The organism is Janthinobacterium sp., from assembly GCF_031995485.1.
In the GTDB taxonomy this organism is placed as follows: domain Bacteria; phylum Pseudomonadota; class Gammaproteobacteria; order Burkholderiales; family Burkholderiaceae_D; genus Janthinobacterium.
Genome location: NZ_DAMAGB010000042.1, coordinates 33,438 through 46,576, shown reverse-complemented (window position 1 = coordinate 46,576; position 13,139 = coordinate 33,438). Strand labels below are relative to the sequence as shown.

The 13,139-nt window shown below is 62.4% G+C and carries 12 protein-coding genes; 3 read left to right on the top strand and 9 right to left on the bottom strand.

Annotated elements, in window-relative coordinates; translation table 11 throughout:
• Positions 1 to 20: 20 nt before the first annotated feature.
• Positions 21 to 1,211, bottom strand: a complete 1,191-nt coding sequence (locus RTQ46_RS20590) for a DUF2252 family protein (RefSeq protein ID WP_312439454.1) — start codon at positions 1,209 to 1,211, stop codon at positions 21 to 23.
• 130 nt (positions 1,212 to 1,341) lie between these two features.
• Between RTQ46_RS20590 and RTQ46_RS20585 the strand changes: the two genes are divergently transcribed.
• Complete coding sequence (locus RTQ46_RS20585; protein ID WP_312439453.1) at positions 1,342 to 2,328, top strand: magnesium and cobalt transport protein CorA; 987 nt, start codon at positions 1,342 to 1,344, stop codon at positions 2,326 to 2,328.
• A 44-nt stretch (positions 2,329 to 2,372) separates the two neighbouring features.
• Here RTQ46_RS20585 and RTQ46_RS20580 read toward each other — a convergent pair whose 3' ends face one another.
• From RTQ46_RS20580 to RTQ46_RS20545, 8 genes are all read right to left on the bottom strand, one after another.
• Positions 2,373 to 3,659, bottom strand: a complete 1,287-nt coding sequence (locus RTQ46_RS20580; protein ID WP_312439452.1) for a DUF445 domain-containing protein — start codon at positions 3,657 to 3,659, stop codon at positions 2,373 to 2,375.
• 88 nt (positions 3,660 to 3,747) lie between these two features.
• On the bottom strand, positions 3,748 to 5,145 hold the full coding sequence (locus RTQ46_RS20575; RefSeq protein WP_312439451.1) for an amino acid permease: 1,398 nt from the start codon (positions 5,143 to 5,145) through the stop codon (positions 3,748 to 3,750).
• A 380-nt stretch (positions 5,146 to 5,525) separates the two neighbouring features.
• Complete coding sequence (locus RTQ46_RS20570; RefSeq protein WP_312439450.1) at positions 5,526 to 5,954, bottom strand: hypothetical protein; 429 nt, start codon at positions 5,952 to 5,954, stop codon at positions 5,526 to 5,528.
• 318 nt (positions 5,955 to 6,272) lie between these two features.
• On the bottom strand, positions 6,273 to 6,845 hold the full coding sequence (locus RTQ46_RS20565) for a hypothetical protein (RefSeq protein WP_312439449.1): 573 nt from the start codon (positions 6,843 to 6,845) through the stop codon (positions 6,273 to 6,275).
• A 469-nt stretch (positions 6,846 to 7,314) separates the two neighbouring features.
• Positions 7,315 to 7,854 (bottom strand): hypothetical protein, encoded by a 540-nt coding sequence (locus RTQ46_RS20560; protein WP_312439448.1) that lies wholly within the window; start codon positions 7,852 to 7,854, stop codon positions 7,315 to 7,317.
• A gap of 134 nt (positions 7,855 to 7,988) precedes the next feature.
• On the bottom strand, positions 7,989 to 8,630 hold the full coding sequence (udk, locus tag RTQ46_RS20555) for a uridine kinase (protein WP_312439447.1): 642 nt from the start codon (positions 8,628 to 8,630) through the stop codon (positions 7,989 to 7,991).
• Positions 8,631 to 8,685: 55 nt separating this feature from the next.
• On the bottom strand, positions 8,686 to 10,986 hold the full coding sequence (locus RTQ46_RS20550; protein WP_312439446.1) for a hypothetical protein: 2,301 nt from the start codon (positions 10,984 to 10,986) through the stop codon (positions 8,686 to 8,688).
• 125 nt (positions 10,987 to 11,111) lie between these two features.
• The gene (locus RTQ46_RS20545) at positions 11,112 to 11,699 is read right to left on the bottom strand and encodes a TetR/AcrR family transcriptional regulator (protein WP_312439445.1); all 588 of its coding nucleotides are present in this window, start codon (positions 11,697 to 11,699) and stop codon (positions 11,112 to 11,114) included.
• 218 nt (positions 11,700 to 11,917) lie between these two features.
• Here RTQ46_RS20545 and RTQ46_RS20540 point away from each other — a divergent pair, with 218 nt between their 5' ends.
• Positions 11,918 to 12,679, top strand: coding sequence for an SDR family oxidoreductase (locus RTQ46_RS20540; RefSeq protein WP_312439444.1), 762 nt, complete (start codon positions 11,918 to 11,920; stop codon positions 12,677 to 12,679).
• 121 nt (positions 12,680 to 12,800) lie between these two features.
• Positions 12,801 to 13,133: a hypothetical protein gene (locus tag RTQ46_RS20535; RefSeq protein ID WP_312439443.1), complete on the top strand. Its 333-nt coding sequence runs from the start codon at positions 12,801 to 12,803 to the stop codon at positions 13,131 to 13,133.
• The last annotated feature ends 6 nt before the right edge of the window (positions 13,134 to 13,139 follow it).

The following is a 13,139-nucleotide window of genomic DNA, read 5'->3' as shown; positions in this document are numbered from 1 at the left end:
GAACTACCGCTACTGATCTGTCAGTGAGATTGCTGCCGCAGCGCATAGTTGCGGCAGTGCTCCAGGTAGCCCGTTTCGTGGCGGGCGATCAGCTGCAGCACGCTGTTCCACAGCCATGACGGGATGGCGCTGCCGCCTTCGCGGCCCTCCTGCAGTTGCCGCACCCAGTGCACGCCGGTGGACCAGTCCATCTGCCGCGCATGCGCGCAGCCCACCACATACGCCAGGTAGCTGGCCGTGCTGGCCGCGTCTTCCACGCTCAGTTCGTCGATTTCCAGTTTCAGATCCTGCGGCAGCAGTTCGCGCACGAAAATGCCGCGCCCCAGAAAGCGCTGCGGCATGGTGCGCTCGCCCAGCGCCGGCGACAGATGGCGCGCGCCCGTCACCACGCGCTTGGCGTTATCGCGCGGCATGCTGGCGTCGGCATAGCGCACGGACGTCGCCTGCACCGCCTCCTTGATATCGATCAGGCAGTATTCGCCGTCGCCGATGCCCAGCAGCACCGCGTAGCGCAAAAAGCCCAGCGAACTGCAGCCCTTGACCCAATACGCGGCGTCGATCACTTCCAGCTTGACCTTCTTGCCGCGCGACTTCAGCCGCGTCACCAGCGAACGCAGGGCGGACGACTCGCACAGCTCCCTGATGGCTTTTCTCTCTTTTTTTGAAATCGGCCAGAAGTTGCGGCCCATGGGAATGATGGGCCGTGTTTCCAGGAAGCGTTCTTCCGCCAGTTCCTTCCACGAACGCTGCTCGGCGCCGCGCAAGGCGGTGCTGACGGCGGCAGGACGGGGCAGGCTACCCTGCAATTCCTGCGGCAGGAAGGCAAACGCATAGCCCTTGAGCATATGCTGCAGCATGCTGGCCGTTACCACCCCCGGCAACGAGGAGCCGCGCGCGGCCACCGCCAGCGACAGGGCCAGGCGCACCAGGTCGTGCGCGGGATTGCCGATGACGCTCTGGTCGAAGTCGCGGATCTGCAGCTGCACGCTGCCGTCGGCACTGGCCAGCGGTCCCAGGTTGCCCATATGGCAGTCGCCGCAGATCCAGATCGGCGGGCCTTCCGGCAGGCTGTGCCCGGGCTGCGCCTGCAGCCATTCATAGTATTGCGCGGTATTGCCGCGCACATAAGCGTGGGGTGAGCGCGCCATTTTTTCATCGCGCCGGTCCAGCAGGATCTGGCGGCGTTCATCGGGGGCGGGCAATCGTGGCACGGAGCGTTCCTTTTGGTCAGTTTGCCTCATACTATGCCTGCAGGCATCAATCGGTTGTGCAATGCTTAACAGAGTGTCAATTCTGTTTGCGCTATGCTGCACTGCATATTTTATTTTTGGAACTTATCGCATGGACCTCAGTACCCACGCCGCCGTCGTCAACTGCGAAGCCTATCGCCACGGCAAAAAAATGGCGCACTTCGACATCGACAAGGTGGGCGAGTTCCTCGGCGACCCCGACTGTTTTGTCTGGATCGGCCTGGCCGGCCCCGACAGCGCCGCCATGCGCGCGCTGCAGTCGGCCTTCGGCCTGCATGAACTGGCGGTCGAGGATGCGGAAGGGGCGCACGAGCGGCCCAAGCTGGAAGAATACGGCGACACGCTGTTCATGGTGATGCATACGGCCAGCCTGGACGGCGAGGCCATCGTGTATGGCGAGACCCACGTGTTTCTCGGCTGCCGCTTCATTATCACGGTGCGGCACGGCCCATCGGCCGGCTACGCCAAGCTGCGCGAACGCAAGGAGACCGTGCCGGAGAAGCTGGCCAGCGGACCCGGCTATGTGCTGTATTCCATCATCGACTTTATCGTCGACCAGTACCAGCCCTGTATCGACATGCTGCAAACCAAATTCCAGCAATACGAAAGCCAGCTGTTCAAGCCCAGCCTGAACGAAGACAAGCTGCAGGATTTCTACCAGCTGAAAACCGAACTGCTGAAACTCGATGCGGCGGTCAATCCGCTGCATGAAATCTGCACCCAGCTGATCCGCTTCCACGGCGATATCGTGCCGAAGGAAAACCGCATCTATTACCGCGACATTCTCGATCACGTCAAACGGGTCACGCACACCGCCAACCAGATGCGCGAAATGGTCAACGCCGCCATGCAGGTGGCGCTGGGCCAGATCTCGATCCGCCAGAACGAAGTCGTCAAGCGCCTGGCCGCGTGGGCCGGCATCCTTGCCGTGCCCACCATGGTGTTCAGCCTGTACGGCATGAACTTCGAATTCATGCCCGAGCTGAAATGGCGCGGCAGCTATCCGGCCGTGATGGTGGCGATCGTGGCGGGCTGTTATTTCCTGCACCGGCGGCTCAAGCGCGAAGGGTGGCTGTAGCGTGGACCAGGACCGGCCGAGCTGCCTGACCTGGCAGTCCGCCCTCAGAACGCCTGCGTAACGGCGTAAATCAGCAATCCGGCCAGCCCGCCCACCACGGTGCCATTGATGCGGATGAACTGCAGGTCGCGGCCGATCGCCAGCTCGATGCGGGTGCTCATCTCCTCCTTGCTCCACAGCGCCAGGCGGCTTTCGATAAAGTCGCCCACTTCGCCCCGGTAGCGGCGCACCAGGGAACTGGTGCCGGCGACGATGGTGTCGTTCAGCCAGGCCCTGGCCTTGTCGTCGCTGGCCAGCACCTGGCCCGTATTGCCGGCCATACGGGCGATGGTGCGCGCCAGCGCCGGCCGTTCGCTGTTCAGGTCTGCCAGCAGGCGTTCGCTGATGCTGTCCCAGACTTCGCCCAGCATCGCTTGCACCTTGTCGCTGGCCAGCGCCTGCAGCTGGTAGCGCTTGACCGTGTCCTGCCAGTGCGCATCGCTTTTCAGGTGCAGCGCGCTGTCGGCGATCCAGCCGGACAGGCGCGCGCGCATCGGGTGCTGCGGATCGGCGCGCACGGCCACCAGGAATTCCTGCAGCGAGCGTATCATGCGCGCCTCGTACAGCACCAGGCCTGCCTTGATCAGCTTGTTTTCGATATGGAAGGCGTTCAGCGCGAAGTCGCCGATGGCGGCATGGTGGCTTTCGTCGGCCAGGTAGTCGGCGCCCTTGTCGAGCACGAAGTCGAGCAGCTCCTGCGGCTTGCCGTCGGCGATCAGCGCATCGATGCAGTCGGCCGCCACGCTCGACAGGTTCAATTCGCCCAGGTAATGCGTGGCCTTGCTGCGCAGCAGTTCGCGCATCTGTTGCTGGTCGAGCATGGACAGCAGCTGCTTCGCCACGCCGGCCGCCGAGTCTCCCAGTTGCTGTGCGTGGCGCGGATCGCGCAGCCAGGCCCCCAGCAAGCTGGCCGGGTCGGCCTGGGCAATGCGTTCGGCAATGCCCTGTTCGGTAATGAAATGGTTTTCCACGAACGCGCCCAGGCTCTGGCCGATGCCGTCCTTGCTGTTCGGGATAATCGCCGTATGCCAGATCGGAATGCCCAGCGGATGGCGGAACAGCGCCACCACGGCAAACCAGTCGGCAATCGCCCCGACCATCGAGGCTTCGGAAAACGCTTCCAGGTAGCCCCAGGCCGGGTGGCCGCCACGCTGCGAGCGGGCCAGCGCAAACAGCAGGGCGGCGGCGACCAGCAGGCCGACGGCGACCCACTGCATGGTGCGCAGGCGCGCGCGCTTGAGCTGGTCGGCGTTCTGTTCCAGCTGTTCGATCAGGACGGGAGCGGGGTGCATGGCAAAACTCTCTGCTAATAACAAGAGTGCCATCATAACTGCGGCGCGCGACAAGGGCTGTCGCGTACGCCGCAGCGGTAAAGCAGGGTCAGGTTTTCGGATGCAGCAGCGAGCGCTTGCGGGCGTAGCCGAAGTAGATCGCCAGGCCGATCACCAGCCAGATGCCGAAGGCGATCCAGGTCACCAGGCTCAGGTAGCTCATCAGGGCCACGCAGAAGATCACGGCCAGCGCCGGTATCACCGGCACGCCCGGGCAGCGGAAGGCGCGCGGCAGGTCAGGGCGCTTCTTGCGCAGCACCACCACGGCAATCGCCACCAGCGTAAACGCGGCCAGTGTGCCGATATTGATCAGTTCCGCCAGGATATTGAGCGGAATCACGGCAGCGATCAGGCCGAACACGATGCCGACCAGCCAGGTGGCAAAGAACGGCGTCTGGAAACGTGGATGCACGGTCGACAGGCGGGCCGGCAGCAGGCCGTCGCGCGACATGGCGAAAATGATGCGCGTCTGGCCAAACGCCATCACCAGGATCACGGTGGTCATGCCGAGGATCGCACCCAGGTCGACAAAGCCCGCGATCCAGTTTTCGCCCGCATATTGCAGCGCCAGCGACACCGGGTGGTCGACGCCGAGGAATTTCTGGTACGGCACGATGCCGGTCATGATGGCGGAGACCACCACGTACAGCACGGCGCACACGGCCAAGGAACCGATAATGCCGATCGGCAGGTCGCGCGACGGCTTCTTGACTTCCTCGGCGGCCGAGGTGACGGCGTCAAAGCCGATAAAGGCAAAGAACACCAGCGCTGCCGCGCTCATCACGCCGTTCATGCCGAAAGGCATATAGGGCTGCCAGTTGGCCGGCTGCACATGGCGCGCGCCGAAGATGATAAACAGCAGCACCACGCCGATCTTGATGGCCACCATGATGTTGTTCAGGCGCGCCGATTCGCGCACGCCCCAGCCCAGCATGGCCGTCAACAGCAGCATGATCACCAGCGCCGGCAGGTTGATCCAGGTGGACACGCCCGGCAGCGCACCGGGCGCGGCCGTCAGCTCGACCGGCAGCACGATGCCGAAGCCGGCGATGAGCGACTGGAAATAGCCGGACCAGCCGACGCAGACGGCGGCGGCCGCCAGCCCGTATTCGAGCAGCAAATCCCAGCCTATCATCCAGGCCGCCAGCTCGCCCATGGTGGCGTAGGTATAGGTATAGATGGAACCGGCCACCGGCACGGTCGAGGCGAACTCCGCATAGCACAGCGCGGCAAAGCAGCAGGCCACCGCCGCGATCACGAACGACAGCGACAGGGCAGGCCCCGCCGTCAGCGCGCCGGTGCCGGTCAGCACGAAGATACCGGTGCCGACGATGGCGCCGATACCCATCAGCACCAGGTCGAACGGCCCCAGCACTTTGGCCAGCCCGCCCGGCTTCTTGCTGTGGGCAATCATGTCATCCAGATTCTTGGTTCTCAATAAGCTCACTGTCACTCCCGTGCGTTTTTATAGTGGTTTTGTCATCGCGGCCGCCTCATGGGTGGCCAGGCGAAGGCAGATTCTAGCGCAGGGGAGGGGAATTACTGAAAGAAATGTGGGAAATGGCGTGTGGCTTGTTTAATTTTTGCTATTAGTGTGACACTTGAAAAAACAGCGGCCCTCGACATTTTTCAGACCTGCTTGGCCCGGAGAGCGTGGGCTGGCGGCTTTGGCATGGCTTATCGCTGAATGGCAGCTCCCACAACGGACACCGAACTATGGTGCCCGGTTCACCACCTCTGCCGACAGACCAAACAGTTTCCTGACCCACGCGCACCGATACGCGGCCAGCCGTGCAGGCGCGTGCGATAAAGGCCGCTTAATAAATTTCATTTGCACGCGCTGTTCTTCGCCACCGAATACGCGAGTTCATACTGCTGTTGATACATGAGCAAAGCAAGATCGTCATCCGTATTGTACGGGCCGTCCCCGAGCGACTTCACCTGGCTGGCTTGCTCCGCAAACTTGGCTTGGGCATCCTTCAATTGCGCCCAGTACGTGGCGCACCAGCCGTCCTTTTTGTCGAGCCTTGCTTCGAGCTGCGTGATCGCTTGATCCCAAAGGATATTGGAGCGGCCATAGCAAGACTTCAGGCCGCCATTGCTGGCGCACGCATGGAGTTCGCACTTGAGTGCTTTGGTACACCGGTCCAATTCAGCGGAAACTTTGCGCGCCAGCTCTGCAGGAGGCTGCTGCGCAAGCGCGCACGGCGAAAGACAAACAAGGAGAAAAGCGATATATCCCGATGAGAATGGCATGCTGACCTGTCTTCAATTAGCCCCGCAACACGCTGAGCAACATTATCAAAAATCCACATGATTCTGGCATGCCCACCGACATGCCTACGTGCCCGCCACCTCGCCCGATCGATGGCCAAAGCCAGTCCCGACGGTGCCTCGGCAGGATGCCACAAAGGTCGCCATGGCTGCTTCCGGCTTCAGTGTCCACGGCAACTATCGACCCTGTTCACACGTCGTATCACAGTCGCAAATACACGCGCTGTGTCTGGAGGCCTCGGCCGCTCGTTGCACGAACTTTGCTGAAGCGCCATTGCCGCAAGTTGGTGTGCGGCCGGGTTACTTCTGCGGCTTGAAGGCGTGGCTGTTGTCGAATCCAAACTGATTTTCTTCATACATCCGCTTCATCTTGCGTACCAGGTGTTTTTGCAGAACGGGCGGCAATTTGAAGTAGGGCGCGCTCGCAGTGGTCGAGCGTTGCAAGTCGAGGTCGCCCGTGATTGCCCTGATGGCGGCCTTGGCATCACGGTGAAAAACGATCATCTTCAGCCCGCCTTCATAAGGATCGTTCAGCATTTTGCCATTCTCGCTCGCGTAGAAGCGGTAGACCAGGACCGGATCGACCAGGCCATCGCCGTCGATATCGCTCAACTCGGCCAGCTTGGGCCACCAGCGCACGCCGGCCATCCCCTCCAGCGCGCCATCGTTGACCGTACCCTTGAGCGCCAGAGTCGGCCCGGCATTTATCTTGAACAAGTATGCGCCGATTTTGCTCGACAAAGCCTCGCCATCGTAGCGACGGTCACCGCTTTCGGTCAGGTACACCACATAGTCGCCGCTACTGTCTCGGTAGCAGAAGTGCTCAAGCACAGGCAAGGTCACCTTGGCAGTCTTGAGGGTATCTTGATGCATGAGAAAGTCATCGCCGATGCAAGGCGAACCGGGCACGGCATGAGCAGACGGGGACGATAATGTGAGTAAGGCAAACAGGGCTGCGGCGAGAAGGTGCATGGTGACAGTGCGTAGCAGGTGAAGGCAGAACGATGACTCGGGCGATGGCCTCCAGGTGGCTCTGGACAAATGACCATTTTTCGCCGAACTCGCTTGTTTGTGACGCCCCAGTATATCGCATCGATTGCCGAAAAAATATTTTTTGCGGTAACTGATGCCAAGCGAAGGTGCAGCGTCTCACTTTAGAAGCGCCCGGCGTCGAAAGCATGGATCGACGTGTCCGGAAGCAGCAGCCTTGCCGCCCTCATAGGCGCACCAAACCGTAACACGGCGCCTGACGTCGACAGCACCAAAACCCGGCCACCCTTGATTATTATTTGATCAAATGGATTGGATTGATCCGAAACAAACGTCCAGACGGCGCGACGAATTACCGCTTTTCCTTGTTAATCAGTTGCACCAGTTTGAACGCCTCATGTTCGATCACCGGTTCGGCCTCGTCGAGTTCCTGGCTGGCCTTGACATAGGCCGGGCGCTTGCGTTCCTTCTTTTCTTCCGGCGACACGGCCTTGGTCGCACCCGGCATGATCAGCTGCGCCCCGGCGTTGTATTTCCTGTAGATGAGCTGCTTGCCATATGGAGTGCTGTAGAAACGGTACATCTCGATGGCGGTCTCGGCGGAAATGGCACCGGTCAGCGCCCGCGCCAGGCGCTGGTACATCTCCGCAGGCGGGATTGTATCGAGCTTGGCGAGCACCGCCTGCTTCTGTGCTTCGTTCGGGTAGCGGCTGCGGGCGGCGACGCCCTTGACGACTTTTTCAATCTGCATCGCGCCCAGCAGATCCTGCACGGCTTTCAGATGGGCCGCATTGGGAGCCGCGAGCGGCGCTGCGGGCGCGGGGGCCGCGGCAAATACGGGGCTGGCGACGGCCAGCGACAGGCCGAATACGAGTTGGGCTGCAAACTTCATGCGTTTCCTTTGTTGCGGAGATAAGCGCCAGGCAAGCTTGCGGTGATGAAGTTGCCGCTCGGCGTGGGCCTTGCCGCTGGCATGGCTGCGTGGCACCACCGCAGCCCATGCCAGGATAGTCAAGGCGATAAAGATCAGGTCCGCTTCGACTTGCCGATCACGCTCGCCACCTTGGTGGTAATCATGTCGACCGCCGGGCCATTGGCGCCATGCGGCAGGATGATGTCGGCGTTGCGCTTGGTGGGTTCGATGAATTGCTTGTGCATCGGGCGCACGGTTTCCAGATACTGCTCGACCACGCTCTCCACCGAGCGGCCGCGTTCGGTAATATCGCGCTGCATGCGGCGGATAAAGCGCACGTCGGACGCCGTGTCGACAAAGATCTTCAGCGACATCATGTCGCGCAAATCTTCGTCATACAGGGCAAACAGGCCTTCGACCACGATCACGGGGGCCGGCTTGACGGTAATGGTCTTGTCGGAGCGGTTGTGCAGCGTGAAGTTATACTCCGGCATTTCGATCGCTTCGCCGTTGCGCAAGGCCTTGACGTGCTGTATCAGCAAGGGCCATTCGAACGCCTGCGGGTGGTCGTAATTTTGCTGGGGGCGCAGTTCCGGCGCGAGATGGGTCTGGTCGCAGTAGTAATCGTCCTGCATCACGACCGACACCATGTCGGCGCCGAACGACGCCAGGACTTGCTGGGATACCGTGGATTTGCCACTGCCGCTACCGCCGGCGACACCAATGACAAACGGTTGGAAAGGGATAGTATTCATCCCCGAATGATACCGGAATCGCGGCCAATCCGACAGGGAGCGGCCGATTCGGCCATTACACTTCCCACTGAAACTTGACCGTCAGCGCCTGGTTGGTCACGCGCGGTGCACGCGTCCTGTCGCGCGCATAGCCGACCGACAGCGAACGCCCGTGGCGCCACAGGTGGCGGTACAGCAGCGAGCGGTGCAGCTGCTTTTCGGCCCACGGCTCCAGGTTGGTCACGCCATCGTCGCGCCGCGCGCCGGCCGTATTCTGCGCCAGCAGCCGCAAGGAGTCGCGCGGCGTCACGTGCAGCATGGCCAGCACACGCCAGCCGCTGTCGGTAAATGCCGGCTGGCCCAGCGTGCCCTGCACCCACGCGCGGTGCCAAAGCTGGTCCAGTTCCAGTGCCCAGCCGTTGGGCAGGGCATGGCGCCAGCCGAGGTCCAGCATGACGTTGCCGCCACGGCCCACGCGGTCGGCGTCGACGTCGAGCTGGCGGCCCAGCGTGGCTTCCGCATTGAACCTGGGCAGCCAGGGCAAGGGCGACGATGCGAAGCCGAAGTGCAGGGCGGGCGTGTGGTGCAGCTGGCCGAGGCGGTTGGCGCGCTGCTGGTCGAAGCCCAGGTTGGCCCAGAAATTGAGCTGGCGCGGGCCGCGAAACCAGACGCCCGGCTGCAGCTTGCGCTCGACCACCTGGCCGCCGGCCTGGCCGCTGACGCTGTCGCCAACGGTGCGGATGTCATGCAGGCCCAGGTGCGCTTCGGTCTCGTACATCTCCAGCGACAGGTCGTTCCAGCCGGGTCGCTGCGCGCCCAGGCGGCGATTGAGGTTGATGTCGGCCTTGATCACGCCCGCCTGCGGCACGAAGCCGTTGTCGTTGACAAAGCCGCCGCTGCTGGCCTCGAATACGGCATCATTCCACCAGGCGTCGCTGATATGCGTAAGCTTGCCCCAGCCGTAAGCGCCGCGGCGCAGGGGCGCGCGGCGGGGCTGCCGCGCCGCGTCTTCGGCCAGGGCCACGCTGCTGTTCGACTGCATCAGCAGCCAGGCCGCCTGCTGGCCATCGCCGCGCCACTGGCCGTCGACTCCGAACACGGTATTGGCGCCGGCGCGCCCATAATCACGCTGCGAGGCAAACGCGCCAAGCAGCACGCCATCCCCGTGCCAGCGTCCGCGCAGCAGGCTGGCCAGGGTGCGGCCGGTCTGCTCGTACTGCGCCGTTTCATATGGGCCGCCGCGCAGCACCACGCCGCCCGGCTGGTCGCGCAGGCTCATGGCGGTGGCGTCCAGCTGCGCCGAACGCCAGGTGGCGCGCAGGCCCCATTGCGGATCGGCCACCGTGCGCGAATAAAATGCTGCCAGCGGCAGGCCCAGCACGTCGGCGCTTTCGAGGAAAAAGCCCCGTTTTTCGGGCAGGCTGAGGGCGATGCGGCTGGCGCCGTTCGACATCGGTTCGTCGATCTCGACCTGCGAATAGTCGGGATTGAGCATGCCGTTGAAGACCCAGTCCGCGCGCGGACGGGCATTGACCTCCAGGCCCAGGCTGGCCTGCTGGCGGCTGCGCCGGCCATCGGCATCGCTGTCCTTTTTTGCGCGCAGGGTCAGTTCGGGTTTTAGTTCGAGGAAAGCATGATCGCGCACCGTGGCCACCGTGTCCCGCATGCCGGTGATGTCCTGCAGCAGCGCGATATGGCTGAGGGCATCGGTAGTCAAGGGCGCGCTGGTCAGCAGCATGCCGCCCGCGTGCGGCACGCTGCGCTCGACCATCGCGCGCCACGCCTTGCCGTCCGCGTAAGGAAAACGCAGACTGGCCAGTGGCCAGCGCACTTCCATGCTGTAGCCGTCATCGAGCAGCCTGACCGCCGCATCGATCGGGAAATCGGGGCCGAGGTCCGATTCATCGTCGTCGGCGCGGTACATGCCGTCAGTCAGCACGCCGGCCGTATTGACCCGCACGAACTGCGCCGCGCGGCCATGTCCGGTCGGGTCGAGCCAGATGCCGATGAAGTCCTGGTCAAGTCCCACCTTGTCGCGCCGCGCCAGCGCGCCTTGCCGCTTGTGCGGCGCGTCGTCCCAGGCGCGGATGCCGAACACCAGCGCGTCATCGGTGATCAGCAACTGCACCGTGGTGCGCAACTGCGGCGGCGCGGGCCGGCCGTTTTCAGGCAGGTATTCGTAAAAGGTGTCGAACACGGGCGCGTCCTGCCAGGCCTGTTCGAGCAGCGCACCGTCGACCCGCAACGGCGCGCTGGCGCGAACCAGGTGCGCGGGCAGGGCGGCGGCACCGGGCACATGGGCCTCGCAGGTGGCGGCGGCGCTGGCCAGCAGCAGCGCGGACAGCAGATGAGTGTTGATCTTGAGGATAGGCGGCACCGGTTCCCTTGCTGTTGATACAGGCATGCGCGCGGTAGGGGCATGATTGCAGGCGCCAGTGTAATCGATGCAATGTTAAACAGGCAAGTATACAGGCAAGTGTGCAGGCAAGTGCGAAGCGGTGCTCAGGCAGTGCCCGGCCATGTGGAAAGCACCTGCTCGGCCACTGCCTCCAATGTGGCACGGCTGAATCCCGCCTTCGCCTGTACCGCCATGCCGTGTAGTACTGTCAAGACGAACGTGGCCAGCACGGCGGGGTTCGCGCTTTCCGGCAGGTCTCCCCTCTGTTTCGCCTGTTCCAGGCGCAGGCGCAGCGATGCTTCTCCTCCCGCACGTGCATCGATCAACGCCTTTTGAATCGGTTCGACATCGCTTGAGCCAGCCAGGGCGCCGTGAATGCCGAGGCAGCCCCGGCGGTCGGCGTGACGGGTATGCAGTTCGGCCGCGCCGCGCAGCATGCACTCGACCACCTTGCGCGAGGTCGGCTGCTCCAGTGCCGCTGGAAAGAAACCCAGATGACGATCGTAATAACGCTCCAGGGCGCGGCGAAACAAGGCTTCCTTGTTGCCAAACGCGGAGTAGAGCGCTGGCCGTTCAACCCCTGTTGCCTGCGTCAGATCGGTGTACGAGGCACCTTCGTAGCCCAGGCGCCAGAACACATTCAGCGCGGCGTCGAGCGCTGCATCTACATCGAACTCACGGTGGCGCCCCATTGTTTTCCCTGCTTTGTGTTTTTTCGTAATGATCGATATTAAATTAACTGATCGCTGCGGTCAAGACGGCCGCACTCCCGCAACAGGCTGCCATAGCGCGCAATATTGGCCGCTTGACACCCTCGCAATGATAACGTAACGTTCGTTACCATACTGATCGTTATGGTTCGCCGTTTCCCGGACGAGGCACGATCTGTCATATGAAAAAGGAAAAATCCATGCAAAAGACTTTCGAAGGCAAAACGGTGCTGGTCACGGGTGGCTCACGCGGGCTTGGCGTTGCCATCGCCCACGCATTTGCCGCTTATGGTGCAAACGTTGCGATCAGTTATGCCGCTTCGGCTGACAAGGCAGCGGCAGTCGTAGAAAATCTGAAAGACCAAGGCGTGCGTGCCATTGCCATCCATAGCGACCAGGCGGACCTCAATAGTGGCAGGCCGCTGATCGATGCAGTGATCGCCGAATTTGGCCAACTCGATATTATCGTTAATAACGCTGGTATCGCTGCCCAGGGCCAGCTCGTCGATGATCCGGCTCTCGATGAAGAAAAGTACAATCGCCAGTGGCAAGTCAATGTGCTGGGGTCGATTGCCAATACGCGGGCGGCAGCGTCGAAATTGACGGATGGCGGCCGGATTATCTTCATCGGCTCTTTGCTCGGCGACTACGTGCCGTTCAAGGGCGTTGCCGATTACGCGGGTACCAAAGCGGCGCTGGCCGGATACGCCAGGGGCATTGCGCGCGACCTCGGCTCGCGCAATATCACCGTCAACGTGGTGCAGCCGGGCGCCATGCCTACCGACATGAACAAGGAAGTGGCAGGCGAACTGCCGGACATGGACACGTTTCTGGACATGCATCCCATCCGCCGCTTTGCGACCCTGGAAGAGGTGGCGGAAGTGACCTGTTTCCTCGCTGGCCCGCATGCGGGCTACATCACTGGCGAGACCATCAATGTAGCAGGTGGACTCGGCATATAACAGCCGCGCCAGCGCGCCGTTCTTGCTTGATGGCGCGCTGGCGATGCTAGACTGCAGGGTGTCAGCATCTACAGCCTTCTACAATATGAGCACGGTGAAGTCCCCCCAGGACAAAAAGAGATTGAGCCTGCAAAAAGACCGCCGCAACATGTACGGCGAGAGTCCGCATTCGAGCCGCAAGAACATCCGGCGGGGCAAGCAGAACCAGCACCAGGAAGAGCGGCGCACGTCAAACCAGACGCTGGCGCTGGTCGCCGCGCACAGCACGGAAGACCAGATGATTGCCTGCGAGGTGGCGGCCGATACCGGCGCCAGGGTGAACCGGTTGAAAGGCTTTAAAAAAGATCCCGACCGCCCACTCGCTGATTTTATCGAGCGCCAGCAGTCCAGGCGGGAACGCGCGGGCATGCATCAGGCTGAACATCCGCCTGAAGACGCAGCGAAGGCGACGTGAATATCC

Excerpts from the sequence above, each read along its gene's own strand:
- RTQ46_RS20585 (WP_312439453.1), top strand. The coding sequence starts at position 1,342 with ATGGACCTCAGTACCCACGCCGCCGTCGTCAACTGCGAAGCCTATCGC.
- RTQ46_RS20580 (WP_312439452.1), bottom strand. The coding sequence starts at position 3,659 with ATGCACCCCGCTCCCGTCCTGATCGAACAGCTGGAACAGAACGCCGAC.
- RTQ46_RS20570 (WP_312439450.1), bottom strand. The coding sequence starts at position 5,954 with ATGCCATTCTCATCGGGATATATCGCTTTTCTCCTTGTTTGTCTTTCG.
- RTQ46_RS20565 (WP_312439449.1), bottom strand. The coding sequence starts at position 6,845 with ATGCATCAAGATACCCTCAAGACTGCCAAGGTGACCTTGCCTGTGCTT.
- RTQ46_RS20560 (WP_312439448.1), bottom strand. The coding sequence starts at position 7,854 with ATGAAGTTTGCAGCCCAACTCGTATTCGGCCTGTCGCTGGCCGTCGCC.
- udk (WP_312439447.1), bottom strand. The coding sequence starts at position 8,630 with ATGAATACTATCCCTTTCCAACCGTTTGTCATTGGTGTCGCCGGCGGT.
- RTQ46_RS20545 (WP_312439445.1), bottom strand. The coding sequence starts at position 11,699 with ATGGGGCGCCACCGTGAGTTCGATGTAGATGCAGCGCTCGACGCCGCG.
- RTQ46_RS20540 (WP_312439444.1), top strand. The coding sequence starts at position 11,918 with ATGCAAAAGACTTTCGAAGGCAAAACGGTGCTGGTCACGGGTGGCTCA.